The organism is Rhodothalassium salexigens DSM 2132 (genome assembly GCF_004341375.1).
GTDB classification, from domain to species: domain Bacteria; phylum Pseudomonadota; class Alphaproteobacteria; order Sphingomonadales; family Rhodothalassiaceae; genus Rhodothalassium; species Rhodothalassium salexigens.
Window position 1 is genome coordinate 98,318 of record NZ_SLXO01000004.1, and the last position, 23,922, is coordinate 122,239.

At 68.4% G+C, this 23,922-nt stretch carries 27 protein-coding genes; 23 read left to right on the top strand and 4 right to left on the bottom strand.

The window, feature by feature from the left end:
- Nucleotides 1-53: 53 nt before the first annotated feature.
- From lptC to ptsN, 6 genes are all read left to right on the top strand, one after another.
- On the top strand, nt 54-809 hold the full coding sequence (lptC, locus tag EV659_RS06940) for an LPS export ABC transporter periplasmic protein LptC (RefSeq protein WP_132708147.1): 756 nt from the start codon (nt 54-56) through the stop codon (nt 807-809).
- Nucleotides 806-1,354, top strand: a complete 549-nt coding sequence (locus EV659_RS06945) for an LptA/OstA family protein (RefSeq protein ID WP_132708148.1) — start codon at nt 806-808, stop codon at nt 1,352-1,354. Before lptC ends, EV659_RS06945 begins: the two co-directional genes overlap by 4 nt.
- 208 nt (nt 1,355-1,562) lie before the next feature.
- Entirely contained in the window at nt 1,563-2,387 is an 825-nt protein-coding gene (gene lptB, locus EV659_RS06950) for an LPS export ABC transporter ATP-binding protein (RefSeq protein ID WP_420877607.1), read from the top strand.
- 49 nt (nt 2,388-2,436) lie between these two features.
- Nucleotides 2,437-3,999, top strand: a complete 1,563-nt coding sequence (gene rpoN / locus EV659_RS06955; protein ID WP_132708150.1) for an RNA polymerase factor sigma-54 — start codon at nt 2,437-2,439, stop codon at nt 3,997-3,999.
- A 115-nt stretch (nt 4,000-4,114) separates the two neighbouring features.
- Complete coding sequence (hpf, locus tag EV659_RS06960) at nt 4,115-4,729, top strand: ribosome hibernation-promoting factor, HPF/YfiA family (RefSeq protein WP_132708151.1); 615 nt, start codon at nt 4,115-4,117, stop codon at nt 4,727-4,729.
- Nucleotides 4,730-4,812: 83 nt separating this feature from the next.
- Nucleotides 4,813-5,274, top strand: coding sequence for a PTS IIA-like nitrogen regulatory protein PtsN (ptsN, locus tag EV659_RS06965; protein WP_132708152.1), 462 nt, complete (start codon nt 4,813-4,815; stop codon nt 5,272-5,274).
- Nucleotides 5,275-5,419: 145 nt separating this feature from the next.
- On the opposite strand, the gene EV659_RS06970 is transcribed toward ptsN, so the two are convergent.
- Together EV659_RS06970 and EV659_RS06975 are read right to left on the bottom strand one after the other, a co-directional pair.
- Nucleotides 5,420-5,647 (bottom strand): DUF1150 family protein, encoded by a 228-nt coding sequence (locus EV659_RS06970; protein ID WP_132708153.1) that lies wholly within the window; start codon nt 5,645-5,647, stop codon nt 5,420-5,422.
- Between the two features lie 3 nt (nt 5,648-5,650).
- Entirely contained in the window at nt 5,651-6,064 is a 414-nt protein-coding gene (locus EV659_RS06975; RefSeq protein ID WP_274600068.1) for an Hsp20 family protein, read from the bottom strand.
- 276 nt (nt 6,065-6,340) lie between these two features.
- On the opposite strand from EV659_RS06975, the gene EV659_RS06980 reads away from it, so the two are divergent.
- The 5 genes from EV659_RS06980 to EV659_RS07000 all read left to right on the top strand — a co-directional run bounded on the left by EV659_RS06980 (nt 6,341) and on the right by EV659_RS07000 (nt 10,348).
- Nucleotides 6,341-7,576 (top strand): tetratricopeptide repeat protein, encoded by a 1,236-nt coding sequence (locus tag EV659_RS06980; protein ID WP_132708155.1) that lies wholly within the window; start codon nt 6,341-6,343, stop codon nt 7,574-7,576.
- Nucleotides 7,573-7,767, top strand: coding sequence for a hypothetical protein (locus tag EV659_RS06985; RefSeq protein WP_132708156.1), 195 nt, complete (start codon nt 7,573-7,575; stop codon nt 7,765-7,767). The genes EV659_RS06980 and EV659_RS06985 overlap by 4 nt, the downstream gene beginning before the upstream one ends.
- 94 nt (nt 7,768-7,861) lie before the next feature.
- Nucleotides 7,862-8,416, top strand: coding sequence for a dCTP deaminase (gene dcd, locus EV659_RS06990; RefSeq protein ID WP_132708157.1), 555 nt, complete (start codon nt 7,862-7,864; stop codon nt 8,414-8,416).
- A gap of 58 nt (nt 8,417-8,474) precedes the next feature.
- Complete coding sequence (gene murA, locus EV659_RS06995) at nt 8,475-9,776, top strand: UDP-N-acetylglucosamine 1-carboxyvinyltransferase (protein WP_132708158.1); 1,302 nt, start codon at nt 8,475-8,477, stop codon at nt 9,774-9,776.
- Between the two features lie 128 nt (nt 9,777-9,904).
- Nucleotides 9,905-10,348 carry a DUF2948 family protein gene (locus EV659_RS07000; protein WP_132708159.1) on the top strand — a complete coding sequence of 148 codons (444 nt, stop codon included), beginning with the start codon at nt 9,905-9,907 and terminating at the stop codon, nt 10,346-10,348.
- 26 nt (nt 10,349-10,374) lie between these two features.
- Here the strand turns inward: EV659_RS07000 and EV659_RS07005 are convergent, their stop codons facing one another.
- Nucleotides 10,375-11,214, bottom strand: coding sequence for a M23 family metallopeptidase (locus EV659_RS07005; protein WP_132708160.1), 840 nt, complete (start codon nt 11,212-11,214; stop codon nt 10,375-10,377).
- 302 nt (nt 11,215-11,516) lie between these two features.
- Between EV659_RS07005 and EV659_RS07010 the strand changes: the two genes are divergently transcribed.
- The 12 genes from EV659_RS07010 (at nt 11,517) to pufC (ending at nt 22,837) form a co-directional block, all read left to right on the top strand.
- Nucleotides 11,517-12,395 (top strand): polyprenyl synthetase family protein, encoded by an 879-nt coding sequence (locus EV659_RS07010; protein ID WP_132708161.1) that lies wholly within the window; start codon nt 11,517-11,519, stop codon nt 12,393-12,395.
- Between the two features lie 48 nt (nt 12,396-12,443).
- On the top strand, nt 12,444-13,685 hold the full coding sequence (locus tag EV659_RS07015; protein WP_132708162.1) for a methyltransferase: 1,242 nt from the start codon (nt 12,444-12,446) through the stop codon (nt 13,683-13,685).
- Between the two features lie 132 nt (nt 13,686-13,817).
- A complete protein-coding gene (gene bchC / locus EV659_RS07020; RefSeq protein ID WP_132708163.1) occupies nt 13,818-14,780 on the top strand; it encodes a chlorophyll synthesis pathway protein BchC in 963 nt (320 codons plus the stop codon).
- Nucleotides 14,777-15,766, top strand: a complete 990-nt coding sequence (locus EV659_RS07025) for a chlorophyllide a reductase iron protein subunit X (protein ID WP_132708164.1) — start codon at nt 14,777-14,779, stop codon at nt 15,764-15,766. Before bchC ends, EV659_RS07025 begins: the two co-directional genes overlap by 4 nt.
- Nucleotides 15,767-15,793: 27 nt before the next feature.
- Complete coding sequence (gene bchY / locus EV659_RS07030) at nt 15,794-17,416, top strand: chlorophyllide a reductase subunit Y (protein WP_132708165.1); 1,623 nt, start codon at nt 15,794-15,796, stop codon at nt 17,414-17,416.
- A 1-nt stretch (nt 17,417) separates the two neighbouring features.
- The gene (bchZ, locus tag EV659_RS07035) at nt 17,418-18,872 is read left to right on the top strand and encodes a chlorophyllide a reductase subunit Z (protein WP_132708166.1); all 1,455 of its coding nucleotides are present in this window, start codon (nt 17,418-17,420) and stop codon (nt 18,870-18,872) included.
- A 52-nt stretch (nt 18,873-18,924) separates the two neighbouring features.
- Nucleotides 18,925-19,170 carry a hypothetical protein gene (locus tag EV659_RS07040; protein WP_132708167.1) on the top strand — a complete coding sequence of 82 codons (246 nt, stop codon included), beginning with the start codon at nt 18,925-18,927 and terminating at the stop codon, nt 19,168-19,170.
- 115 nt (nt 19,171-19,285) lie between these two features.
- Nucleotides 19,286-19,489 carry a light-harvesting antenna LH1, beta subunit gene (gene pufB, locus EV659_RS07045; protein ID WP_132708168.1) on the top strand — a complete coding sequence of 68 codons (204 nt, stop codon included), beginning with the start codon at nt 19,286-19,288 and terminating at the stop codon, nt 19,487-19,489.
- Between the two features lie 32 nt (nt 19,490-19,521).
- Nucleotides 19,522-19,701 carry a light-harvesting antenna LH1, alpha subunit gene (pufA, locus tag EV659_RS07050; protein ID WP_132708169.1) on the top strand — a complete coding sequence of 60 codons (180 nt, stop codon included), beginning with the start codon at nt 19,522-19,524 and terminating at the stop codon, nt 19,699-19,701.
- A 132-nt stretch (nt 19,702-19,833) separates the two neighbouring features.
- A complete protein-coding gene (pufL, locus tag EV659_RS07055; protein WP_132708170.1) occupies nt 19,834-20,661 on the top strand; it encodes a photosynthetic reaction center subunit L in 828 nt (275 codons plus the stop codon).
- 47 nt (nt 20,662-20,708) lie between these two features.
- Entirely contained in the window at nt 20,709-21,680 is a 972-nt protein-coding gene (pufM, locus tag EV659_RS07060; RefSeq protein ID WP_132708171.1) for a photosynthetic reaction center subunit M, read from the top strand.
- Entirely contained in the window at nt 21,680-22,837 is a 1,158-nt protein-coding gene (pufC, locus tag EV659_RS07065) for a photosynthetic reaction center cytochrome PufC (protein ID WP_132708172.1), read from the top strand. Before pufM ends, pufC begins: the two co-directional genes overlap by 1 nt.
- A 375-nt stretch (nt 22,838-23,212) precedes the next feature.
- Here the strand turns inward: pufC and tspO are convergent, their stop codons facing one another.
- Nucleotides 23,213-23,707, bottom strand: coding sequence for a tryptophan-rich sensory protein TspO (gene tspO / locus EV659_RS07070; RefSeq protein ID WP_200287358.1), 495 nt, complete (start codon nt 23,705-23,707; stop codon nt 23,213-23,215).
- Nucleotides 23,708-23,922 lie beyond the last annotated feature (215 nt).

The window sequence follows — 23,922 nt, forward strand, 5'->3', positions numbered from 1 at the left end:
TGAGCCGGTTCGAAACCGGCCCCCACCCGTGTCAAGGAGACGCCGTTCGCGCCATGCGTCCGATCCTCGCCCCGCTGCTTGCCGATTTCGCCCGCGCCGGCGACGCTACCGCCTATGACCGGTTCGTCGCGGTCATGCGGCTGGTATTGCCGCTGGCGGCGCTGGCGGTCGGTGCGGCGGCCTTGCTGTGGCCGCTGGTCAATGAGCGCGAGGCGAGCTTCACCCTGTCGCGCGAGGAGCTGGTCAAGCGCGACGACACCATCCGGGTGCTCGGCGCGCGCTATGCCGGGCGCGACCGCACCGGCAAGCGCTTCGAGGTCAAGGCCGTCGAGGCGTTGCAGAACACCCCGGCGGCGCGCCGCGTGCTGATCGAGGGCCTGGAGGCGCGCATGACCCTGAGCGACGACAATGCCGCCGGTGTGCACGCCGCGCGCGGCCTCTACGCGCTCGACGACCATGTGTTGGACGCCGAGGGCGGTGTGCGCCTGACCACCACCGATGGCATGCGCGTCGACACCGCCGGCGCCACCGTCGACCTGCCGGCCAAGACCGCGCGCTCGGCGGGACCGGTCACCGGCAGCTCGCGCCTGGGCCGGTTCGAGGCCGGGGCGGCCGTGTTGACCGCCGAGGACCGGGTGCTGCGCCTTGACGGCGGCGTGACCATGCGCATCTTGCCCGATCAGGTGAGCCGCCCGGCGCCCGGGGATCAAGCGGCCCCCGAGGATCAGACCCGCCCCGAGGACCAGGCCCCCACCGACGACAAAACGCCTGCCGACGACAAAGTGCCCGCCGAGGATGGAACACCATGACCCGCGTTTCGCTGCTCCTGTGGTTGCTGCTCGGTTGTGGGGGGCTGTGGGGCGCGGCGGCGCCGGTGGCGGCGCAAGACGCGCCGCCGGCATCCGGCGAGGCGGCGGCGGTGCCCGACAGCCTGCGCAACCATGACACCAGCCAGCCGATCGACATCGAAGCGCGTTCGGCCGAAATTCGCCAGCGCGAGAATCAGGTGGTGTTCGAGGGCGCCGTGCGCGCCGTCCAGGGCGTGTTGCAACTGGATGCCGACCGCCTGATCGCGCTGTTTTCGGCCGATACCGACCAGGCCGAGCGGGTCGAAGCCCGGGGCAATGTGGTGATTCGCTCGGCGCGGCGGGCGGCGCGCGGTGCCTGGGCCATCTATGACGTGGCGGCGCGTCGGGTGACCATGGGCGGGCCGGTGACCTTCAGCCAGGAAACCGGCGACCGGCTGACCGCCGACCGGCTGGTGGTCGACCTGGAAACCGGCCTGTGGCAGTTCGAAGGCGCCGACGCCGCCGGCGTTTCGGGCGAATTCGCCGTTCCCGACGCGCCGCAATAGCGCGACCGCCGGCGCGCGCTCGCCCCGATCCGCCGAGGATCGAGCAAAGATCCGCCGAAAAAGGCTCTAGGCACTGCCCGGCCCACGCGGTATGAACGAGGCGTTGCCGCTATGCACGAATCGGGCCAACCCCCTGATGGGGCGTGGCAAGCCCGGTGCGTCGTGGTGGCCGGTTGGTTCTGGCAGAAGGCGTGTGCCCTTGACCTCTTTGACCGACACCGCCGCCTCGCCTGTCTCCGCGTCCGGCGGAGCCGGCGCGTCGCCGCGTCCCGCCGGCAAGGCCGCGGGCTATGGGCGCGTGCCGCCCGAAGACGCCGGCTTGCGGGTCACCGGCTTGGCCAAGTCGTTCGGCGACAAGACCGTGCTGCGCGACATTTCGCTGAGTTGCCGGCAGGGCGAAGTGATCGGTCTGCTCGGCCCCAATGGGGCGGGCAAGACCACCTGTTTCTATGCCATCACCGGGCTGGTGCGCCCCGATGCCGGGCGCATCGAGATGGACGGGCGCGACGTCACCCGGCTGCCGCTCTATCGCCGCGCGCGCCTCGGCATCGGCTATCTGCCGCAGGAAGCCTCGATCTTTCGCGGCCTGACCACCGGCGACAATATCCGGGCTGCGCTGGAAATGGTCGAACCCAATCGCGAGCGGCGCGAGGCGCGGCTCAACGATCTGCTCGACGAATTCTCGATCGCCCATCTGCGCCGCACGCCGGCCCTGGCGCTGTCGGGCGGCGAACGCCGGCGCTGCGAGATCGCCCGCGCGCTCGCCACCAACCCGCGTGTGGTGCTGCTCGACGAGCCGTTCGCCGGCATCGACCCGATCGCCATCGCCGAAATCCGCGACCTGACCGCCCATCTCAAGGATCGCGGCATCGGCGTGCTGATCACCGACCACAATGTGCGCGAGACCCTCGATATCATCGACCGGGCCTATATCGTGTTCGACGGGCGTATCCTGCTCGAAGGCAGCGCCGACGACGTGATGACCAGCCCCGAGGTGCGCCGCGTCTATCTGGGCGAGCGGTTCACCCGATGAGTGCAGAGCCCGTGCCGCCCCTCTCGCCGCGTTTGCCGGAGCGCCGCCGATGGCCCTAGGCCCGCGCCTCGACCTGCGCCAGTCGCAGCAATTGGTGCTGACGCCGCAGCTTCAGCAGGCGATCAAGCTGTTGCAGTATTCCAACCTGGAGCTGGGCGAATTCGTGGCCCAGGAAGCGGAGAAGAACCCGCTGCTTGATCTGGGCGGCGACGATGCCGGGTCGAACGCGGACCCAGGCGCCGACCCGGGCGGTCCGGGCGGCGCGGCGGATGGCGCGAGCGACCCCGCCGCCGGGCCAGGGACCGACGCGCAGCCCGCGGCCACCAGCGCCGACCAGGGGCTCGCCGACGGCGCGCGCGAGGCCAATGACGCGCCGCTCGACGCCGACTATGAGGACAATGTCTTCAACCATGACGCGCCCGCCGACCGCGCTGACGGCGGCGTCGGCCTCGGCGTGTCGGCGCCCGGTGGCGGCGGTGGCGACGAGTTGCCCGACCTGCAACAGACCCTGACCCGGCCGCCGAGCTTGCAGGAGCATCTGGCCGAGCAGATGCCGATCGCGGTCACCGACCCGGCCGACCGGGTGATCGCCGCCCATCTGATCGACCTGGTGGACGAGGCCGGCTATCTGCGCGTCGATCTGGACGAGGTGGCGGACCGGCTCGGCTGTGCGCCGGCGGCCGTCGAGACGGTGCTGGTGCGGCTTCAGACCCTCGACCCCGCCGGCGTGTTCGCGCGCGACCTGCCCGAATGCCTGCGCTTGCAACTGGTCGAGCGCAACCGCTTCGACCCGTGCATGGCGGCGCTGCTCGACCGGCTCGACCTGGTGGCCAACAACGACCGCGCCGGGCTCAAGCGCGCCTGCGGGGTCGACGACGAAGACCTGGCCGAGATGATCCTGGAGCTGCGCGCGCTCGACCCCAAGCCGGGGCTGGCGTTCGGCGAGGCGCCGGCCGACCCGGTGGTGCCCGACGTGTTCGTGCGCCGCGGGCCCGGCGGGCGCTGGCTGGTGGAACTCAACACCGACACCCTGCCGCGGGTGCTGGTCAACCAAAGCTATTACGCCGAACTGTCGACCCGCACGGGCGCCAAGGAGGACAAGGCGTTCCTGTCGGAATGTCTGAGCAACGCGAACTGGCTGGTGCGCGCCCTCGACCAGCGCCAGCGCACGATTCTGAAGGTGGTCAGCGAACTGGTGCGCACCCAGGAAGGCTTTTTCCGCCACGGCGTGCGCCACTTGAAGCCATTGACCCTGCGCGATGTGGCCGAGGCCATCGACATGCACGAAAGCACGGTCAGCCGGGTCACCTCCAACAAATTTGTCGCCACCGACCGTGGCGTGTTCGAGCTTAAATACTTCTTCACCGCGGCGATCCGGGGCGCCGGCGGCGGCGACGACAGCCATTCGGCCGAGGCGGTGCGCGATCGGATTCGCGAATTGGTCGACAAGGAAGACCCGAAGAAGATCCTGTCCGATGACAAGATCGTTGCGATCCTGCGCGGCGAAGGGATCGATATCGCGCGGCGAACGGTCGCCAAGTATCGCGAAGCGATGAGAATCGGTTCGTCGGTCGAACGCCGCCGCCAGAAGCGCATGCGATTGTCTTCGTGACTTGGGCGGGCCGGCCTTTTGGGCTTGCGCCCGACCCTTTTAAAGGGCGACCATCGGGGTTGGCGGCCGGGTTGTGAAGCGGTCGCCCTGGTACCCCAACGTCATGAGGATCGCCATGCAAATAAGCGTAACGGGACGCCATCTGGACATCGGTGATGCGTTCCGAAGCCACATAACCGACCGGCTGAACGCGATCGTCGAAAAGTATTTCGACCGGGCCATCGAAGCCCAAGTGACCATGTCCAAGCAGGCCCATCTGTACCGTGCCGACTGTACCCTTCATGCCAGCCAGGGCACGGTGTTGCAGGCCCGCGCGGAAGGTGGCGATGTCTATGGCACGTTTGACGGGGTCGCCGACAAGATCGAGAAGCAGTTGCGCCGGTACAAGCGGCGGCTCAAGGACCACTCCGCGCTCAGCCGTCGGGAAGGGGTTGAAACCCTGATAGCGCAGGCGTATGTGCTCGCACCCGAAGGCGACGAGGCCGATAACGACGACTCGGACGCCGTCGACGCCAATGGCGGCCCGGCGGTGATCGCCGAGACCCGAACCGAAGTGCCGACGGTCAGTGTTGAAAGCGCGGTGATGATGATGGATCTGCGCGACCTGCCGGTGCTGGTGTTCCGGAACCCCGGATCGGGGGCTGTGAACGTGGTCTATCGTCGTCAGGACGGCAATATCGGTTGGATCGATCCCGCGCCGGCGGACAGTCGGAGCAAGGCGGCGGAATAGCCGCCTGACGCTCCGGGGCTGCATGTGGGCGCCGCAAGGGATCGAACCAGCCGGCAAGGCGGAAGGATCGCAGAGGCGCGCGCATGGATATGGCCGACTTGATCGGGCCCGACGCGATCATCGCGTCGGCCGAGCCCCGGAGCAAAAAACAGGCGTTGCAGGACATCGCGACCCTGGCGGCCGGCAAGACCGGTCTGGATGAGGACGCGGTCGTCACCGCCCTGCTCAAGCGCGAGCGGCTGGGCAGCACCGGCGTCGGTCACGGCGTGGCGATCCCGCACGCCAAGATGGCCGGGCTCGACCGGGTGGCGGGCGCCTTCGCGCGGCTGAAAAAGCCGATTGCCTTCGACGCCGTCGATAATCAACCGGTGGATTTGGTGTTTCTGTTGTTGGCGCCCGAGGATGCCAGCGCCGAACATCTCAAGGCGCTGGCCCAGGTGTCGCGCCAGTTGCGCTCCGGCGATGTGCGCGAGGCGCTGCGGGCCGCCGATGGGCGTCAGGGCGTGCATGCCGCCCTGACGCAAGAGCGCGTCGGCGCCGCTTGACGCGTCCGCCGGTGGCCCTGGGTGACGCTCCGCGCCCCGGTGGCGGGGGCTTGGTCAAGCCGACCCGGACTGCGCATTTCCCCGATGGCGAAACGCTCTATGGTCAGGGCGGGGCTTCCGGCCCGGCCAGCGGTGCGATCGGCGCTCAGTGCAGGCTGACCGGCTCCAGTTCATGGACGCGCGCTTCCGCTACCGCTTGTGCATAGGACGCCGCTGCGCCCAAGGCTTCGCCGTCGGCCGCGTGGACATAGAATTGGCGGTTGCCGTCGTCGTCGATCACTGGGCGGATATAGACCAGATTAGGCGTGCCAAGCGCTCGGAAATCCTGCTGGCTCAATTGCCCGGTGGGGCGCGTGACGGTTTGATCGGACATGACTCATACCTCCTGTTTGGGATCGCCCTGACGGCTACGGCTCTGGGGGACGACGGATCGGGGCGCCGCCGGCGCCGTCTCGATCTTGATGCTGCGCACCACGCTTTCGGGTTCCGGCCGGGCGAGGTCCACGTGCAGCAGCCCATTGTCCATATGGGCGCCGGTCACGGTGATCCCGTCGGCGAGCACGAAGCGGCGCTGAAACTGGCGCGCCGCGATGCCCCGATAGAGATAGGTGCGCTGGTCGTCGTCGTCCTGGCGGCCATGGATGACGAGTTGATTGTCTTTGACGGTGACATCGAGCTCGTCCTGCGAAAAGCCGGCGACCGCCAGCGAGATCCGCAGATGGTGGCTGTCCAGTTCCTCGATGTTATAGGGCGGGTAGCCGTTGTTGCCGGACTTGGCAACGGCGTCCATGACCCGCTCCAACTCGTCGAAGCCCAAGAGAAAAGGACTATTGGTCAGACCTGATCCCGACACGTGGTTCTCCTTTACGAAGCAACCCGGTTTCCGTTGGCCGCACCCGAGGGTCGCGGCAATGCAGCCGGACATCCCCGACTTTCGGCGAATGTCCGCCTCTGATAAGTGGTCAATACGGGGCGGGGTTCAAGGGCGGTGCGCCCCTGGCCTGCGGCGGCATGCCGCGCGGTGCGCCCGTGGTAACGGTGTGGTGGTGAGGTCGGCGTCGTGAGCATGACAGGCATGATCGGTCCGGCCCTGGCGGTGCTGCTGGTAACGGCGGCGGCGTCGGGCGCTGATGAACAGCGGACGGACCCGGCCCCGCGTGCGCTGGAGCGCGGGTCGGTTGCGGCGACGGTCCTGGCCGACGGGCCGGCCGATCTGCCGGCGCCGCGCGCGGCCGGCGTGGCCGAACGGCTGGCCCGCGGGGTGGCGCTGTTTCGCGCCGGCGACGCCGCTGCGGCGGTGGCGATCTGGCGACCCCTGGCCGAGGCCGGCGACCCCGGCGCGCAACTGAACCTGGCCCAGGCCTACCGGTTGGGGCGCGGCGTGCCCCGGGATGACGCGCAGGCGTTGACCCTGGCCCGGCAAAGCGCCGGTCAGGGCCACCCCAAGGGCCAGGCGCTCTATGCCCAGTTGTTGGCCGGGCGGTCCGGCGGCGGGTCGGTTGCGGCGCGCGAGGCGGTGGGCTGGTGGCGCCTGGCGGCCGAACGCGGCGTCGGCCCGGCGCAGATGGCGCTCGCCGAGGCGCTGTGGGACGGTCGCGGCGCGGCCCGCGACCGCAGCGCCGCGCTGGCCTGGATGCACCTTGCGGCGGCGGGTCGGGCACCGGGGGCCGCCGCCCGCGTCGAGACCATGACCGCCAGACTAGGACCCGCCGAGGCGCGCGCCGCCCAGGCGCGCCTGACCGCTTGGCTCGCCGCCGGGCGGGTCGCCGCGCCACCGACCGGCCCGGTCGCCGGCTCCGGGACGGCTTCCGATCCCGGATCTGACATGGCGCCGGGCATGGTGGCGTCTGGCATGGCGTCTGGCCCTGACGCTGAACCCGCGCTGGCCTTGCGCCGTGTGGAGCCGCGCGCCGCTGCCGCGCCTGGCGCGTCCGGCTCTACCGTCTCCGAGCCCGGGGCAGCGTCGCCCGGTGATGACCGCCCGGCGCCGTCCCGGCGGGCTGCGCGCGCCGCCGAGCAGCGGGCGCGGCCCGGCGCTTGGGGCGTGCAACTGGGCGCCATGAGCGATGGCGGGCGCGCCCGCGCCCAGGCCGACGCCTTGACCGACCGGCACGGCGACCTGTTGGCCGGCCGCACCGTGACCGTGGCGTCCGCCGACAGCGCCGGTGCCGCGCTCTACCGGCTGCGGGTCTTCGGTTTCGACGACGAGGCGGCGGCGCGGGCCGCCTGTGCCGGCTTCCGCCGGGCCGGTCAGGGATGCTATGTGGTCGCGCCCGAGCCAGTCAGCGGAGCCGTACCATGACCGCCGATCGCCCCTCCAAGCCCGCCGCTGCGGGCCGGCGCGATGACCGCGACGAGCGTCTGGCGCAGGCCCTGCGCGCCAACCTGCAACGGCGCAAGCGCCAGGCCCGGGCCAAGGATCGCGCCGCCGACCCGGCGCCGCCAGTAGCGGCCGGGGACGATCCCGGCGATGGTCGTCAAGGCACCGCTTGAAGCGCCGCACCGAGCCTTCTAACAAGGGCCATTGCGCCGCCTTGCCGCGCGTATTCTTGTGACGACCCTGCCCCCCAAGCCAAGGAGGCCCGCCATGGCCATCATGTCCGACCGATGGATTCGGGACCGGGCCCGCACCGACGGTATGATCGAACCCTTCGTCGACGCCCAACAGCGCGACGGCACGATCAGCTACGGCCTGAGTTCCTACGGCTATGACGCCCGCGTGTCCGGCGAATTCAAGGTGTTCACCAATGTCGACTCGGCGGTGGTCGACCCCAAGGATTTCTCGCCCAAGGGCTTTGTCGACCGCCCCGGCGACGTGTGCATCATCCCGCCCAATTCGTTCGCGCTTGCCCGCACGGTGGAGTATTTCCGCGTGCCCGACGACGTGCTGGTGATCTGCCTCGGCAAGTCCACCTATGCGCGCTGTGGCATCATCGTCAATGTGACGCCGCTCGAACCCGGGTGGGAGGGGCATGTGACGCTGGAATTTTCCAACACCACGCCGCTGCCGGCGAAGATCTACGCCAATGAAGGGGCGTGTCAGTTCCTGTTCCTGCAAGGCAATGAGCGCTGCGAGGTGAGCTATGCCGACCGCCTGGGCAAGTATCAGGGCCAGACCGGGGTCACCCTGCCCAGGCTTTGACGCATTCGCCGCCTAAGCCGGGGCGTGGGACGAGACCAGACGCCTTGAAGGGAGGGGCATGGAAAAACTGCTGATCCGCGGTGGCCGGCCGCTGGCCGGGCGCATCGCCATTTCGGGCGCCAAGAACGCTGCCCTGCCGTTGATGGCCGCCGCCCTGCTGACCGACCGGCCGCTGCGCCTGACCAATCTGCCGCGCCTGGCCGACATCACCACCATGGCCGACCTGCTCAACCATCTGGGCGTGTCGGTGATGCTTGAGGGCGGCAATGGCGGCGCCGGCGGCGGCGCGGGCCAGCCGGCCGGCCGCACCATGGTGCTCGACGCGGCGACCATCGCCGACACCGTGGCACCCTATGATATGGTGCGGCGGATGCGCGCCTCGGTGCTGGTGTTGGGGCCGTTGCTGGCGCGCTGCGGCGAGGCGATCGTGTCGCTGCCCGGGGGCTGTGCCATCGGCACCCGGCCCATCGACCTGCACCTGGACGCCATGCGCGCCATGGGCGCCGAGATCGCGCTTGAGACCGGCTATGTGCATGCCTCGGCCCCGCGCGGGCTGGTCGGCGGCCGGATCGTGTTTCCCAAGGTGTCGGTGGGGGCGACCGAGAACGCGCTGATGGCGGCGAGCCTGGCGCGCGGCGAAACGGTCATTGAAAACGCCGCGCGCGAGCCCGAGATCGTCGACCTGGCCCAGTGCCTGACCGCCATGGGCGCGCACATCGACGGCGCCGGCACCGCCGCCATTCGCGTCCAAGGGGTGGCCGCGCTCGGCGCGGCGACCCACGCGGTGCTGCCCGACCGGATCGAGGCCGGATCTTATGCCATGGCCGCGGCGATCACCGGCGGCGATGTGGACCTGGTGGGCGCGCGCGCCGACCTGATGGCGGCGACGGTCGACTATTTGCGCGCCGCCGGGGCTGAGGTGGTGGCGAGCTCCGACGGCCTGCGGGTGCGCCGGGTGGCCGGGCCGATCCGCGCCGTCGACGTGGAGACCGCGCCGTTTCCGGGCTTCGCCACCGACATGCAGGCCCAGGCCATGGCATTGATGACCCTGGCCCAGGGGACCGCCACCTTGAGCGAGACGATCTTCGAGAATCGGTTCATGCACGTGTCGGAGCTGTTGCGGCTTGGCGCGCGCATCCACATCGACGGCGGCACCGCCCGGGTCACCGGGGTCGAGCGGCTGATCGGCGCGCCGGTGATGGCCACCGACCTGCGCGCGTCCATGTCGCTGGTGCTGGCGGGGTTGGCCGCCGAGGGTGAGACCGAGATCAATCGGCTGTATCATCTGGACCGGGGCTATGAGCGTCTGGAGATGAAACTGGCCGGCGCCGGCGCCGACATCGAGCGCGTCCCGGCCTAGAGCGCGTCCCGGCCTGAGGCGGCGCAGTCGCTCGCGGCGGCCTGAAGCGGCCCGGCCGCTCGCGGGGAAAGGGGCCATGGGCCGGCAGGCGTAACGACAATCCGGTGAGAACAAAAACAGAGACAGCGATGGCAAAGAAACCGCTCAAACTGGTCGCGCGGACCACCGAGGATGTGGAGGTCGTCTCGGCCTTGTTGCAGGACGCCACCGTCAAGGTGGGCGACATGACCTATCGCCCGGGCGAGCGGCGCTTCGCCTGCGTGGTCAACCGCTATCGGTGGGAAGGCCGCGACGGCCGCCGCCGGCGCCGGGGCGAACGGGTGCGCGCCGGTGTCCACGCCGACTTCGTCCAGGCGGCGCGGGTGCAGAACCTGTCGCTCGACCAGCACGAAACCGTGCTCGACCTGTTGGCGATTCGCGCCGAGGTGCGCGAGGGCGGCCCGGAAACATTGACCTTCGTGTTCGCCGGCGGTGCCGCGATCGAACTCACCGTGGACGGCTTTGAGCTGGTGCTCGAAGACATCTCCCAGCCCTGGCGCGCCCGCCGCCGCCCCGAACACGCCCTCGACTGAGGCCGCCGACTAAGGCCGCTGGCGCGTCACTCGGCGGCTTGTTGGTGGGGCGTCGTTGGCTGATCGGGCAGCGGGCCGGCGATCAGTTGCGGGTCGAGCCGCACGCGGCCCCAGTTGATGCGCCAGTCCACATGGGCGCCGGTGGCACGGCCGGTGGCGCCCATGGCGCCGATGGTCTGGCCGCGCGCCACCCGTTCGCCCTCGGCCACGTCGACCCGTTGCAGGTGGAACAGGGTCGAGGTGACGCCGAAGCCGTGGTCGATGATCACGATGCCGCCTTCGAGCAGAAAGTCCGAGTCGGCCAGCCGCACCACGCCCGCCGCCGGCGCTGCCACCGGCGTGCCCGCCGGGGCGGCCACGTCGACGCCATAGTGCGGCCAGCGCGGCTTGCCGTTGAGGATGCGCTGCGAGCCGTAGACGCCCGAGATGCGCCCGGCGGCCGGCCAGTCGAACCCGCCGGTCCAGTCGAGGGCGTCGGTGCGGTAGCCGCGCGCGGCGGCCACCCGGCCGGTCTCGCGCTTGCGCCGGGCATAGTATTCGGGCGGCGGCGTGACCTTGTCTTCATCGAGCCCGTCGATGCGCTGGATGTTGTAGTCGCGCGGCGCCACGGCGAAGCGATAGGCGAGGTCGGTGCCGTCGGGGCGCGTCACCGTCAGCGTCACCGGGCCGGTCTCGTCGCGCCCGAAGCCGAACACGAAATCACCGTCCGCCGAGACCTTGAGCGTCTGCCCGTCCAGGGTCACCCGCGCGCCCGGGCTGGCCTTGCCGCGCACCAGCCCGCCTTGGGTGAACGCGCCGTCGAACTCGACCGCCCGGGCCATCGGCGCGACCGTCAACAGACACAATAAGATGGCCACCAAGCGCATGGACGCAGTCTCCTCGGACCGGGGGGGGATTTGTCGGCCCCGCCAGCCTAGCGGCGGATCGTGGCAGCGAAAAGGTCTGGCGGCTGCTGCCCGAACGGGGGCCGGCGGGGCCGGTCGGGGTCGCTCGGGGCGCGGCGACGGCCGGGCGTGGCGGCCTGGACCGGCTCGCGGCCGGTGATGGCGCCACTGTCAGATTGCCTGGACAGGTCGGAATGTCTATACAAGTTGACACTGATATGTGACACTCCGGCCTGACATTAGCGATGGCGCGACCGGGCTAAGGCATCATGGGGGAAGGCATCATGGACCCATCGACCCGTATCGAACGGACCCTGGCACAGGCTTTGGACCGCGGCGAAGGGCCCGGTTCGCCGCCGCTTCTGGCGGCGGCCATGCGCCATGCGGTCATGCCCGGCGGCGCGCGCATCCGGCCCAAGCTGACCCTGGCGGTGGCGGCGGCCTGTGGCGAGCCCTTGTCGCCGGCGGTCGATGGAGCGGCTGCCGGGATCGAGCTCCTGCACTGCGCGTCGTTGATCCACGACGACCTGCCCTGTTTCGACAATGCCGACATGCGCCGGGGCAAGCCCAGCGTGCACAAAAAGTTCGGCGAGCGCTTGGCGGTGTTGGCCGGTGACGCGCTCATCGTCATGGCGTTCGACGCCGTGGCCCACGGCGTGGCGGCGGCCGAGACGCCCGAGCGCGCCGGCCCGCTGATGGCGGTGTTGGCGCAGTCGGTGGGCGCGCCCATGGGCATCGCCGCCGGCCAGGCGTGGGAATGCGAGCCGCGCGCCGAATTGTCGGCCTATCAGCAGGCCAAGACCGGGTCGCTGTTCGCCGGCGCCACGGTGGCCGGTGCTGCGGCCGCCGGCCAGGCCAATCACGAGGCCTGGCGCGGCTTTGGCGAGCGGTTGGGCGAGGCCTATCAGGTCGCCGACGATATCCGCGACGTGGCCGGCAATGCCGAAGACGAGGGCAAGCCCGTGGGCCAGGACGGTGCGCTCGGCCGGCCCAATGCGGCGATGACGCTGGGCCTGCGCGGTGCGGTGCAGCGCCTGACGCGACTCGTCGACGGCGCGACCGCCGAGATCCCGGCCTGTCCCGGGCGCACCGCCCTGGTGGCGTCGGTCGAACAGCAGGCCCAGGCATTTCTGCCCAAAGCCATCTGGGCGCTGGCCGACTGACCCGCGGGCGTCGATCCGATCCCGAGACGAAAGCCGAGAGATTAAACCATGCGCGACGGCAACCAGGGCACCGGCAAAGCCGATGGCGCGCCTGCGCCGGTTGGCGACGCCGCCCCGGAACGCGCCTTTGGCGCCGCGCCCGGTGTGGCGGGCCGGGGCGTGCGGCTGCGGGCATGGTTGTGGCGGTTGCGCGACCGGCTGGTGGCCAGCCGGACGTTCCGCAATGCCGCGGCGTCTTTCCCCCTGACCCGACCGATGGCGCGGCGCAACGCCCGCGCCTTGTTCGACCTGTGCGCCGGCTTCGTCTATTCCCAGGTGCTGGCCACCTGCGTGCGACTCGACGTGTTCGCGCTCCTGGCCGAACGCCCCCGCACGGCCGCCGAGATCGGCGCGCTGACCGGCCTGCCCGAAAGCGGTGCCGATCGTCTGCTGGCTGCGGCGGTCAGCCTGCGCCTGGTCGACCGTCGGCCGGGCGGGCGCTACGGCCTCGGCGTGCTCGGCGCGGCGGTTCACGGCGACCCCGGCATCCGGGCGATGATCGCCCACCACCATCTGCTCTATGACGATCTGGCCGACCCGGTGCCGCTGTTGAAAGGCGAGGCCGGGCAGACCCGGCTCGGCGCCTATTGGGCTTATGCCGGCCGGGCGGCCGGCGACGCCGATGTGCCGGGGGCGGCGATCGGCGCCGACGCGGTCGACGCCTATAGCGCCCTGATGGCCGCGTCGCAGGCCATGGTGGTCGACGAGGTGGTCGCCGCCTATCCGTTCCGCCGGCACCGCCATCTGCTCGATGTGGGCGGCGGCGACGCGCGCTTCGTCGCCGGCGTCTCGGCCGTCGCGCCGGCGCTGCGCCTGACCGTGTTCGACCTGCCGGCGGTGGCCGAGCGCGCGCAGGCGGCGCTCGACCGTGCCGGGTTGGCGCGCCGGGCGGACGCGGTGGGCGGCGACTTCACCGTCGACGCGCTGCCGGCCGGCGCCGACCTCATTTCGTTGGTGCGCATCGTCCACGACCATGACGAACCGGTGGTGCGCGCGCTGCTGAGTCGCGCCCACGACGCTTTGGCGTCCGGTGGCACCCTGTTGATCGCCGAGCCGATGGCCGAAACCCCCGGTGCCGAGCCCGTGGGCGACGCCTATTTCGGCTTTTATCTGCTGGCCATGGGCAGCGGCCGGCCGCGCAGCCGGGCGCATCTGACACGCCTCCTCGAAGCCGCCGGATTCACCGATGTGCGGGAGCATTCGACCCGCCAGCCGATGATCGTCCGGGTGCTGAGCGCCCGGAAACAGTAAGCGCACCAGAGGCTTCCATGGTGTGTAAATTTGAGTTGACAACCAAGACTGTCGTTCTAGACTGACACTCGAACAAAGGCCCCCCGAACCCGGGCGATTTCCGGGCCTTGAGGGGTGGAAGGAGACCCGCTGATGGACGCGATGGCGATCGTGCTGGAGAAGCCGGAGAGCTTGTCCGTCAGCCGTCTGGAATTGGCGGCGGCGACGCCCACGGATGTGGTTGTCGAGATCGAGTGGAGCGGCATTTCCACCGGCACGGAAAAGCTGTTGTGGACCGGTCGCATGCCTGATTTTCCCGGCATGGGCTATCCGCTGGTGCCTGGCTATGAGTCGGTCGGCCGGGTGGTCGAGGCGGGGCCTGAGTCGGGCCGGTCGGTGGGGGAACGGGTCTTCGTGCCCGGCGCCAACTGCTATGGCGAGGTGCGCGGCCTGTTCGGCGGCGCGGCCGAGCGGCTGGTGGTCGAGGGCGCCAAGGTGGTGCCGATCGGCGACGACCTGGAAGCCGAGGGTGTGCTGCTGGCGCTGGCCGCCACGGGCTATCACGCGATGATGGACGGCGCGGCGTTCGCGCCGCCCGATCTGATCGTCGGCCACGGGGTGCTCGGCCGGTTGATCGCCCGCATGACGGTGGCCGAGGGCGCGCCCGCGCCGACCGTGTGGGAGGTCAATCCCCAGCGCATGGATGGCGCCGAAGGGTATCGGGTGGTCCATCCAGACGAGGACGACACCAAAGTTTATCAACGCATCTGCGACGTCAGCGGCGACAGCGGCATTCTCGATGCGCTGATTGCCCGGCAGAAGCCCAAGTTCGTGCCCGGCCCGGCTGGCGAGATCGTGCTTGCCGGCTTCTATGCCGAGCCGCTCAATTTTTCGTTCGCGCCCGCGTTCATTCGCGAAAGCCGCATTCGCATTGCGGCGGAATGGGCGCGGCCGGATCTGGAGGCAGTGCAGCGCCTCCTGTCGACGGGCCGTCTCAGCCTCGGCGGCCTGATTACCCACACGCAGGACCCGCGCGAGGCCGACCGGGCCTATCGCACCGCCTTTGGCGACCCTGCGTGCCTCAAGATGATCCTGGACTGGAGGAGCACGCAATGAGCCCCCTCGACGGACCTCAAAAGCCCGAAAAGACTAGCGGCGATGCGCCGCGCAAGCGCGACGAAGCGAATACGCCCAGCAAGGGCTGCGAAGTGATCGCCATCTACGGCAAGGGTGGCATCGGTAAGAGTTTCACGCTGTCGAACCTGTCGTACATGCTCGCCCAGCAGGGCAAGCGCGTGCTGCTGATCGGCTGCGACCCCAAGAGCGACACCACCTCGCTGCTGTTCGGCGGCCGGAGCTGCCCGACCATCATCGAGACCTCGGCCAAGAAGAAGGCGGCGGGCGAAGAGGTTCGCCTCGAAGACGTCTGCTTCAAGCGCGACGGCGTGTTCGCCATGGAACTCGGCGGCCCGGAAGTGGGTCGCGGCTGTGGCGGCCGGGGCATCATCCACGGCTTCGAGCTGCTGGAGAAGCTCGGCTTCCACCAGTGGGATTTCGACTATGTGCTGCTCGATTTCCTCGGCGACGTGGTGTGCGGCGGGTTCGGCCTGCCGATCGCCCGCGACATGTGCCAGAAGGTGATCGTGGTCGGCTCCAATGACCTGCAATCGCTCTATGTGGCCAACAATGTCTGCTCGGCGGTGGACTATTTCCGCAAGCTCGGCGGCAATGTGGGCGTCGCCGGCCTGGTGGTAAACAAGGACGACGGCACCGGCGAGGCGCAGGCGTTCGCCGAGGCGGCCAATATCCCGGTGCTCGCCTCGATCCCGGCGCATGACGAAATCCGCAAGAAGAGCGCCAATTATCAGATCATCGGCTATCCCGGCAGCGAATGGGGGCCGTTGTTCGACGAATTGGGCCGCAACGCCGCTGCCGCGCCGCCGCTGATGCCCACGCCGCTGAGCCAGGAAGATCTGCTCGGCCTGTTCAAGTCGGAAGACGTGGGCCGCGACGTGGAGCTTGAGCCGGCGACCCTTGAAGACATGTGTGCGGGCGAGATTCCGGTCAAGGAATCGCTCGAAGTCATCTACGACGACGTTTGATCGGTGGACTGGGGAAAGGTCACGACGATGTCGACATATGATGATACGAGCGCGGCCGGCGCGGAGGTGGTCTATGACGCCGCCGCGGATGCGCCCTTGAACAACGAACCCGCCCCGGCCCAAACGGTCGTGGCGGATGGCGCCAAGGATATCAATGTGGCCGCCACCCAGGGCGACGGCCTGGGCTGCCACGCCGGTGCGGCGGAAATGCGCCAGGCGGCCGAGAAGGCCGGCAAGAGCGAGACGCTCAAGCGCTATGCCGAGGATTACCCCACCGGCCCGCACGACAAGCCCCAGGGCATGTGCCCGGCCTTTGGGTCGCTGCGCGTCGGCCTGCGCATGAAGCGAACGGCGACGGTGCTGTGCGGCTCGGCCTGCTGCGTCTACGGGCTGACCTTCACGTCGCACTTCTACGGGGCGCGGCGCACCGTGGGCTATGTGCCCTTCGACAGCGAAACGCTGGTCACCGGCACGATCTACGAAGATATCCGCAACGCGGTGAAGTCGCTGGCCGACCCCGAGCGCTACGACGCCATCGTGGTGACCAATCTGTGTGTGCCGACCGCCTCGGGCGTGCCGATCCAGGCGCTGCCCAAGGAAATCGACGGCGTGCGTGTGGTGCCCATCGACGTGCCCGGGTTCGGCGTGCCGACCCATGCCGAAGCCAAGGACATCCTCGCCGGCGCCATGCTCAACTATGCGCGCACCGAGGTGGAGAACGGCCCGGTGGCGGCGCCCAAGACCGGGCGCAGCGACCTGCCGACGGTGACCCTGGTGGGCGAGATGTTCCCCGCTGATCCGGTCTCGATCGGGGCGCTGTTGGCGCCGCTGGATCTGGCGGTCGGCCCCGTGGTGCCGACCCGCGAGTGGCGCGAGCTCTATGCCGCACTCGACTGCGCGGCGGTGGCCGGCATCCACCCGCACTATACGGCCAGCTTCCGCGAGTTCGACCAGGCCGGTCGCGCGGTGGTCGGCTCGGCGCCGGTGGGCATGGAAGGGACCGCCGACTGGCTCGACAATATCGGCGCGGCCTGCGGCATCGCTGCGGCCCGGGTTGCGGCGGCCAAGGACCGGTTCCTGCCGGCGATCAAGGACGCGCTCGCCGGCGCGCCGATCAAGGGCCGGGTGACCCTGTCGGGCTATGAGGGTTCGGAGTTGCTGGTCGCGCGCCTCTTGATCGAAAGCGGGGCGGATGTGCGCTATGTGGGCACCGCCTGTCCCCGGACGCCCTATTCCGAGGCCGACCGGCAGTGGCTCGAAGCCCATGGCGTGCACGTGCAGTACCGCGCGTCGCTGGAACAGGACTGCGCGGCGATGGACGAGTTCCAGCCCGACCTGGCGGTCGGCACCACGCCGGTGGTGCAGAAGGCCAAGGAAAAGGCGATCCCGGGGCTCTACTTCACCAATCTGATTTCGGCGCGGCCGCTGATGGGCGTCGCCGGCGCCGGCTCGTTGGCCCAGGTGGTCAACGCCGCCATGGCCAGCAAGGCGCGGTTCGACACCATGAAGGATTTCTTCGCCGGCGTCGGCACCGGCTTCGCCTCGGGCGTCTGGGAAGAGGTGCCCGAAGACCGGCCCGGCTTCCGCGCCAAGTTCGCCAAGCGCAACCGCTCCGGCATCGCCAAGCCGACCGCAGAGGAGGGCCGCTGAGATGCTCGTCCTCGATCATGATCGCGCCGGCGGCTATTGGGGCTCGGTGTACGTCTTCACCGCCATCAAGGGCTTGCAGGTGGTCATCGACGGCCCGGTGGGCTGCGAGAACCTGCCCGTGACCTCGGTGCTGCACTACACCGACGCGCTGCCGCCCCATGAATTGCCCATCGTCGTCACCGGCCTGGCCGAAGAGGAGTTGGGCCAGAAGGGCACCGAAGAGGCCATGAAGCAGGCCCATTCGGTGCTCGACCCCGACCTGCCGTCGGTGGTGGTCACCGGCTCCATCGCCGAGATGATCGGCGGCGGGGTGACGCCCGAGGGCACCGGTCTGGTGCGCTTCCTGCCCCGGACCATCGACGAAGATCAGTGGCAGAGCGCCGACCGCGCCATGGCCTGGCTGTGGCACAATTACGGCCTCAAGAACGGCAAGCGGCCGAAGCCCAAGAAGCGCGCCGACGGCGCGGCGCCCCGGGTCAACATCATCGGCCCCGCTTATGGCATGTTCAACATGCCCTCCGACCTGGCGGAAATCCGCCGGCTGGTCGAAGGCATCGGTGCCGAGGTGAACATGGTGTTCCCGCTCGGCAGCCACCTGGAAGATACGCCGCGGCTGGTCGATGCGGATGTGAACATCTGCCTGTACCGCGAGTTCGGCCGGTTGCTGTGCGAAGCCCTGGAGACGCCTTATTTGCAGGCGCCCATCGGCCTGCACTCGACGACCAAGTTCCTGCGCAAGCTGGGCGAGCTTTTGGGTCTCGATCCCGAGCCGTTCATCGAGAAGGAAAAACACACCACCATCAAGCCCTTGTGGGATCTGTGGCGGTCGGTGACGCAGGACTTCTACGCCACGGCGAGCTTCGCGGTGGTCGCCAACGAGACCTATGCGCGCGGCATCCGGCACTTCATGGAGGGCGAGCTGGGCTTTCCCTGTACCTTCTCGTTCGCCCGCATCCCCGGTGCCAAGACCGACAACGAGGCGGTGCGCAAGGCGGTGCACGAGAAGACGCCCCTGGTGCTGTTCGGCAGCTACAACGAGCGCATGTATCTGTCCGAGATCGGCGGCCGGGCCATGTACATCCCGGCGTCGTTCCCCGGCGCGATCGTGCGCCGGCACACCGGCACGCCGTTCATGGGCTATGCCGGGGCGACCTATCTCGTTCAGGAGACCTGCAACGCGCTGTTCGACGCCTTGTTCCACATCCTGCCGCTGGGCAGCGACATGGACGCGGCCGACGCCACGCCCACGCGCCTGCACCGCGAGCTGCCGTGGGACGACGCGGCCAAGCGCGTCTACGACCGGGTGGTGGAGGGCTACCCGGTTCTGACCCGGATTTCCGCGGCCAAGCGGCTGCGGGACACTGTCGAAGCGGCCTGCCGGGCCAAGGGTGCCGATCGGGTGACCGAGGCGGATGTCCAGGCGGCCGCACCATCAACGCCGGAGGCCGTCAGCTAGACGGCAGCCGGCCTGAAGCGGCCAACGCGCCGCTGCAACGAGGAGAGGACCAATGGTTGATGTCATTCATACCCACGCCGCCGACGCTCCCCACGGACGTGTGCGCCGCAAGGAGGCGTTGGAGTTCCGCATCACGCTGTTGGTCACCTTCGTGATCCTGTTGATCGGCGTGACCGTGACGCGGCTGATGCCGTCGTTCGGCCGCCGGCAAGCGGACCAGGGAGAGCGTCTCTCGGTATTCCGGGAGGCGTGGCAGAAGGCCAATGCCGCCATCGGCTTCGCCTTCCTCTCCTGGTAGGGGCCGACGATTTGGGGTGCTGTGCCCGCGGCCCCGGGCAGTAAGCGGCATCCATTCCCCATGGGTGGCTTAGCCATCCTTTAGTCCAGTCGGGCTTAACTGAGGAGAAAAGACAATGGCAGACAATACGGGCCTCACCGGCCTCTCCGAAGATGAAGCGAAGGAGTTCCACAAGATCTTCGTTCAAAGCTTCATCGGCTTCACCGTCGTGGCGATCATCGCCCACCTGCTGGCCTGGTCCTGGCGTCCGTGGATTCCGGGTCCCGAAGGCTATGCTTCGGTGATGGACACGCTCAGCAGCCTGCCGCTGCTCGGCTAATCGGTCTTATCTGTTAAAAAGGAGGAAAAGTTATGTGGCGAATTTGGATGCTTTTCGATCCGCGTCGCACGCTGATCGCGCTGTTCACCTTCCTGTTCGTGCTGGCGATCTTCATCCACTTCATCCTGTTGAGCACCGAGCGCTTCAACTGGCTGGAAGGCAACGCCATGGAAGCGGCGCGCGCTGTGACCCAAGTCGTCGGCCTCGGCTGACATTAGGTCAACGGCCTGACTTTTCGGGCGGCGGACGGGATCGGGGACAGCTCTTCGACCCGTTCGTCCGCCGCCCGGTTCACTGACGGCTTTGAACGTTGGGGCTAACTGACCTAACCGGAGGATCCAGCCATGGCCTTGCTCAGTTATGAGAGAAAATACCGCGTCCGGGGCGGGACACTGATAGGCGGCGACCTGTTCGACTTTTGGATCGGGCCGTTCTACGTCGGGTTCTTCGGTGTCACGACGCTCTTCTTCTCCTTCCTCGGAACCGCGTTGATCATCTATGGGGCCGCCTTGGGCCCCACCTGGAATGTGTGGCAGATCAATATCGCGCCGCCCGACCTGAAATACGGTCTGGGTCTAGCACCGCTTATGGACGGCGGTCTGTGGCAGATCATCACGATCTGTGCCATCGGCGCGTTCGTTTCCTGGGCGTTGCGCGAGGTGGAGATTTGCCGGAAACTCGGCATGGGACTGCACGTTCCGATCGCGTTCGGGGTGGCGATCTTCGCCTATGTGACCCTCGTCGTGATTCGCCCGCTGTTGCTGGGCGCGTGGGGGCATGGTTTCCCGTACGGGATCATGTCGCACCTCGATTGGGTGTCGAACGTCGGCTACCAGTATCTCCACTTCCACTATAACCCCGCGCATATGATCGCGGTCAGCTTCTTCTTCGCGACTACGTTCGCGTTGGGCTTGCACGGGTCGGCGATTCTGTCGGTCAGCAACCCGCACAAGAAGGGCGATCCGATCAAGGGGACCGAGCACGAAGACACCTTCTTCCGCGACTTCATGGGCTATTCCATTGGCCCATTGGGAATCCACAGACTGGGCTTGTTCCTGGCGCTGAGCGCCGGCTTCTGGAGCGCCGTCTGCATCGTGATCAGCGGCCCCTTCTGGGTCGGCGGCTGGCCCGAGTGGTGGGATTGGTGGCTTGAGCTGCCGATCTGGAGCTGATGCCTGAAGACGCCTTCGTCTTGGGCATATGAGAGAGGTCCAAACCCATGTCGGAATATCAGAATATCTTCACTCAAGTGCAGGTGCGCGGGCCCACCTATCCCGGTGTGCCCCTGCCCGTGGGCAACGAGCCGCGAACGGGCAAGCCTGGCTTCAACTATTGGCTTGGGAAGATCGGGAACGCCCAATTGGGCCCCATCTACCTCGGCTGGCTCGGTGTCGCGTCGCTGCTCTGCGGCTTCGTGGCGATCGAGATCATCGGGCTCAATATGGCGGCCTCGGTGAACTGGAGTCCGATCGAGTTCATCCGCCAACTGCCCTGGCTGGCGCTCGAGCCGCCGGCCCCTGAATACGGCCTGTCGTTGCCGCCGCTGCAAGAAGGCGGTTGGTGGCTGATGGCCGGGTTCTTCCTGACCGCCTCGATCATCCTGTGGTGGGTCCGGTCTTACCGTCGCGCCGTTCAGCTTGGCATGGGCACCCATGTGGCCTGGGCGTTCGCGTCGGCGATCTGGCTCTATCTGGTGTTGGGCTTCATCCGGCCGCTCTTGATGGGCAGCTGGGCGGAAGCGGTGCCGTTCGGTATCTTCCCGCACCTGGACTGGACCGCGGCGTTCTCGATCCGCTACGGCAACTTGTTCTACAACCCGTTCCACATGCTCTCGATCGCGTTCCTGTATGGCTCGACCCTGCTGTTCGCGATGCATGGCGCGACCATTCTGGCGACCAGCCGGTTCGGTGGCGAGCGGGAGGTCGAGCAGATCGCCGATCGCGGTACCGCAACCGAGCGGGCCGGCCTGTTCTGGCGCTGGACCATGGGCTTCAACGCGACCATGGAATCCATCCACCGCTGGGCCTGGTGGTTCGCCGTCCTGACCACGTTGACCGGGGGTATCGGCATCCTGCTGACCGGCACCGTGGTGGACAATTGGTACCTGTGGGGCGTCAAGCACGGCGTGGCTCCGGCTTATCCCGAAGTCTACCCGCCGACCCCCGATCCGGCCGCGATGGGAGGTGCATGATGACGCGCACTGTGTTTAACCGCCGTCTGGCCGCGGCGATCGCCGGGGTTTCGGTCCTGGTTGTCGCCGGCTGCGACGACCCGGCCGACCGGCCGCCGCTCGACGCCGATCAAGTCGGCTTCCGTGGCGTTGCTATGGAGCAGGTGAAAAATCCGCGCTTGGAAGACATCAAGCGCGCGATGAACGAAGTACCGGCGCCGCTCTATCCGCCGATCGAGGGCGATGGGCCGATGGCCTCGGAAGTCTATGAGAACGTCCAGGTTCTGGGCGATCTCACCGCCGACCAGTTCACCCGACTGATGGCCCACATCACCGAGTGGGTGGTGCCGAAGGAAGGGGTGCCGGAAGATCGGCAGGGGTGTAACTACTGCCACAATCCGGAAAACCTGGCGGAAGACTGGCCCTACACGAAGATTGTGTCGCGCAAGATGATGCAGATGACGCGCGACATCAATTCGAACTGGCAGGACCACGTGAACCCCAATGGCGAAGGGGCTGGTGTGACCTGTTACACCTGCCACCGTGGCAACGCGGTGCCCCAAGCGGTTTGGTTCACGTCGCCCGAAGACCGTCCGACTGCGGTCGGCTGGGACAACGGTCAGAACCATCCGACGGCGGCGATCAACTATTCGTCGCTGCCTGAAGATCCGTTCACCGAGTATCTGTTGGAAGACAATGCGGCCCGGGTGATCAGTGCCAAGGCGCTGCCCAACGGCAATGCGAGCAACATCATGGATACCGAGTATGTGTACGCCATGATGACCCACATGTCGCAGGGCCTGGGCGTCAACTGCACCTACTGCCACAACACCCGCTCGATGGCCGAATGGAGCCAGAGCCCGCCGGCTCGGGCGATTGCCTGGTACGGCATCCAGATGACCCGCACGGTCAACAACAACTGGATGGCGCCGCTGGCCAGCGTGATCCCGACCGACTCCAGCGACTGGATCGGCGGCACCGAGTTCGGTGACCGGTTGGGCCCGACGGGCGATGTGGCCAAGGTGAACTGCACCACCTGCCACCAGAATGTCTTCAAGCCGCTCTATGGCGCGAAGATGCTCAAGGACCACCCCGAACTGTGGGGCGAAGGCGACTACAGCGCCGATGCCACCACCGCTTCGGCGGCGGACGCGGCGGCCGGCGCGAGCGCTCAGTAAGCGCGTCCGCCGACCCCAAGGGTCCACATCACAGGCTCCGGCTCCGGCCGGGGCCTTTTTTGTGTGTCCACGGATCGCCGCCGCGTCAGTCGCCGGCGTGGCGGCAGTGCGGGCAGGGCGCCCTTTACGGGCGAACCGGGGGCTCTCGTCGACGGGGTGGGGGGCAAGGCGCGCCGGGCGTGGTCAGCGCAGCGGGGACGGGTCCCCACTGCCAATACCCGGTGCCCGACCGTCCGGTTGTCAAGACCGGTCGGGGTGGCCGCTGCGGTTCGCGCCGATACGGAGCGGAACGCCAATGGGGCCCCAGGCCGACCGTTCTAAAGACCGAGGCGGCGGACCCGGTCGGTGTCGTCCGCGCCCGCCGTTGGTGCCGCGTCAGGACGCCGAGGAGGCGAGGCCCGCCCGGCCTTTCCGGTTGCGCCGCCAGATATCGAAGTTGAGCGCCCCGGCGAAGGTGGCCCAGGCCAGATAGGGCACCAAGAGCCAGGCGGCGGTGGCGTTAAGCGGGTAGAACATGGCAATGGTGGCGACGATGCTCAGCCACAGCACCACGACCCCCGCCAGGCCCCAGTCGATTCGCTTGAGGCCGAAGAACAGCGGCGACCACGCCGCGTTGGCCACCAACTGAGCGCCATAAACCGCCAAGGCCGGTGCGGCCGCGGGCCAGCCGGCGCTGCGCAGGATCAGCCAGCCGGCGGCGGCAATGGTCAGATACAGCACGCCCCAGGCGATCGGGAACAGCCAGTCCGGCGGCGTCCAGACCGGCTTGTCGAGGGTGCGATACCAATCGCCGGGCTTGAACACCGCGCCGGTGGTGGCGGCGGCGAAGCAGGCAGCGAGAAAACCAGCAAAGGTCAGGATCTCGGTCACGGGCGACCTCCTGTTTATACTTGAAAACGAGACTTTAATTGTCTGATATACGCCCCCGACCAGATCGCGGATCGTGGGAGCCGGCCATCGCAGTCCCGGTGCCCGATCGGGCGGACCAAGTGCGGGCCAAAAGGTCCAGGTCGACATTTTAAGGTCAGACGATTTAGATCGTCCTGGCCAGTCAGTTGTCGGCCGGTGCGGCGCCTGTTCGCACA

Coding starts and splice junctions, on each gene's coding strand:
- EV659_RS07000 (WP_132708159.1), top strand. CDS start 9,905: ATGGCAAAGAAACCGCTCAAACTGGTCGCGCGGACCACCGAGGATGTG.
- pufC (WP_132708172.1), top strand. CDS start 21,680: ATGACGCGCACTGTGTTTAACCGCCGTCTGGCCGCGGCGATCGCCGGG.
- EV659_RS06945 (WP_132708148.1), top strand. CDS start 806: ATGACCCGCGTTTCGCTGCTCCTGTGGTTGCTGCTCGGTTGTGGGGGG.
- EV659_RS07010 (WP_132708161.1), top strand. CDS start 11,517: ATGGACCCATCGACCCGTATCGAACGGACCCTGGCACAGGCTTTGGAC.
- bchC (WP_132708163.1), top strand. CDS start 13,818: ATGGACGCGATGGCGATCGTGCTGGAGAAGCCGGAGAGCTTGTCCGTC.
- EV659_RS07005 (WP_132708160.1), bottom strand. CDS start 11,214: ATGCGCTTGGTGGCCATCTTATTGTGTCTGTTGACGGTCGCGCCGATG.
- EV659_RS07040 (WP_132708167.1), top strand. CDS start 18,925: ATGGTTGATGTCATTCATACCCACGCCGCCGACGCTCCCCACGGACGT.
- lptC (WP_132708147.1), top strand. CDS start 54: ATGCGTCCGATCCTCGCCCCGCTGCTTGCCGATTTCGCCCGCGCCGGC.
- EV659_RS06970 (WP_132708153.1), bottom strand. CDS start 5,647: ATGTCCGATCAAACCGTCACGCGCCCCACCGGGCAATTGAGCCAGCAG.
- bchZ (WP_132708166.1), top strand. CDS start 17,418: ATGCTCGTCCTCGATCATGATCGCGCCGGCGGCTATTGGGGCTCGGTG.
- EV659_RS06985 (WP_132708156.1), top strand. CDS start 7,573: ATGACCGCCGATCGCCCCTCCAAGCCCGCCGCTGCGGGCCGGCGCGAT.
- pufL (WP_132708170.1), top strand. CDS start 19,834: ATGGCCTTGCTCAGTTATGAGAGAAAATACCGCGTCCGGGGCGGGACA.
- bchY (WP_132708165.1), top strand. CDS start 15,794: ATGTCGACATATGATGATACGAGCGCGGCCGGCGCGGAGGTGGTCTAT.
- pufA (WP_132708169.1), top strand. CDS start 19,522: ATGTGGCGAATTTGGATGCTTTTCGATCCGCGTCGCACGCTGATCGCG.
- dcd (WP_132708157.1), top strand. CDS start 7,862: ATGGCCATCATGTCCGACCGATGGATTCGGGACCGGGCCCGCACCGAC.
- pufM (WP_132708171.1), top strand. CDS start 20,709: ATGTCGGAATATCAGAATATCTTCACTCAAGTGCAGGTGCGCGGGCCC.
- ptsN (WP_132708152.1), top strand. CDS start 4,813: ATGGATATGGCCGACTTGATCGGGCCCGACGCGATCATCGCGTCGGCC.
- EV659_RS06975 (WP_274600068.1), bottom strand. CDS start 6,064: ATGGACGCCGTTGCCAAGTCCGGCAACAACGGCTACCCGCCCTATAAC.
- hpf (WP_132708151.1), top strand. CDS start 4,115: ATGCAAATAAGCGTAACGGGACGCCATCTGGACATCGGTGATGCGTTC.
- murA (WP_132708158.1), top strand. CDS start 8,475: ATGGAAAAACTGCTGATCCGCGGTGGCCGGCCGCTGGCCGGGCGCATC.
- rpoN (WP_132708150.1), top strand. CDS start 2,437: ATGGCCCTAGGCCCGCGCCTCGACCTGCGCCAGTCGCAGCAATTGGTG.
- EV659_RS07015 (WP_132708162.1), top strand. CDS start 12,444: ATGCGCGACGGCAACCAGGGCACCGGCAAAGCCGATGGCGCGCCTGCG.
- pufB (WP_132708168.1), top strand. CDS start 19,286: ATGGCAGACAATACGGGCCTCACCGGCCTCTCCGAAGATGAAGCGAAG.
- EV659_RS06980 (WP_132708155.1), top strand. CDS start 6,341: ATGACAGGCATGATCGGTCCGGCCCTGGCGGTGCTGCTGGTAACGGCG.
- EV659_RS07025 (WP_132708164.1), top strand. CDS start 14,777: ATGAGCCCCCTCGACGGACCTCAAAAGCCCGAAAAGACTAGCGGCGAT.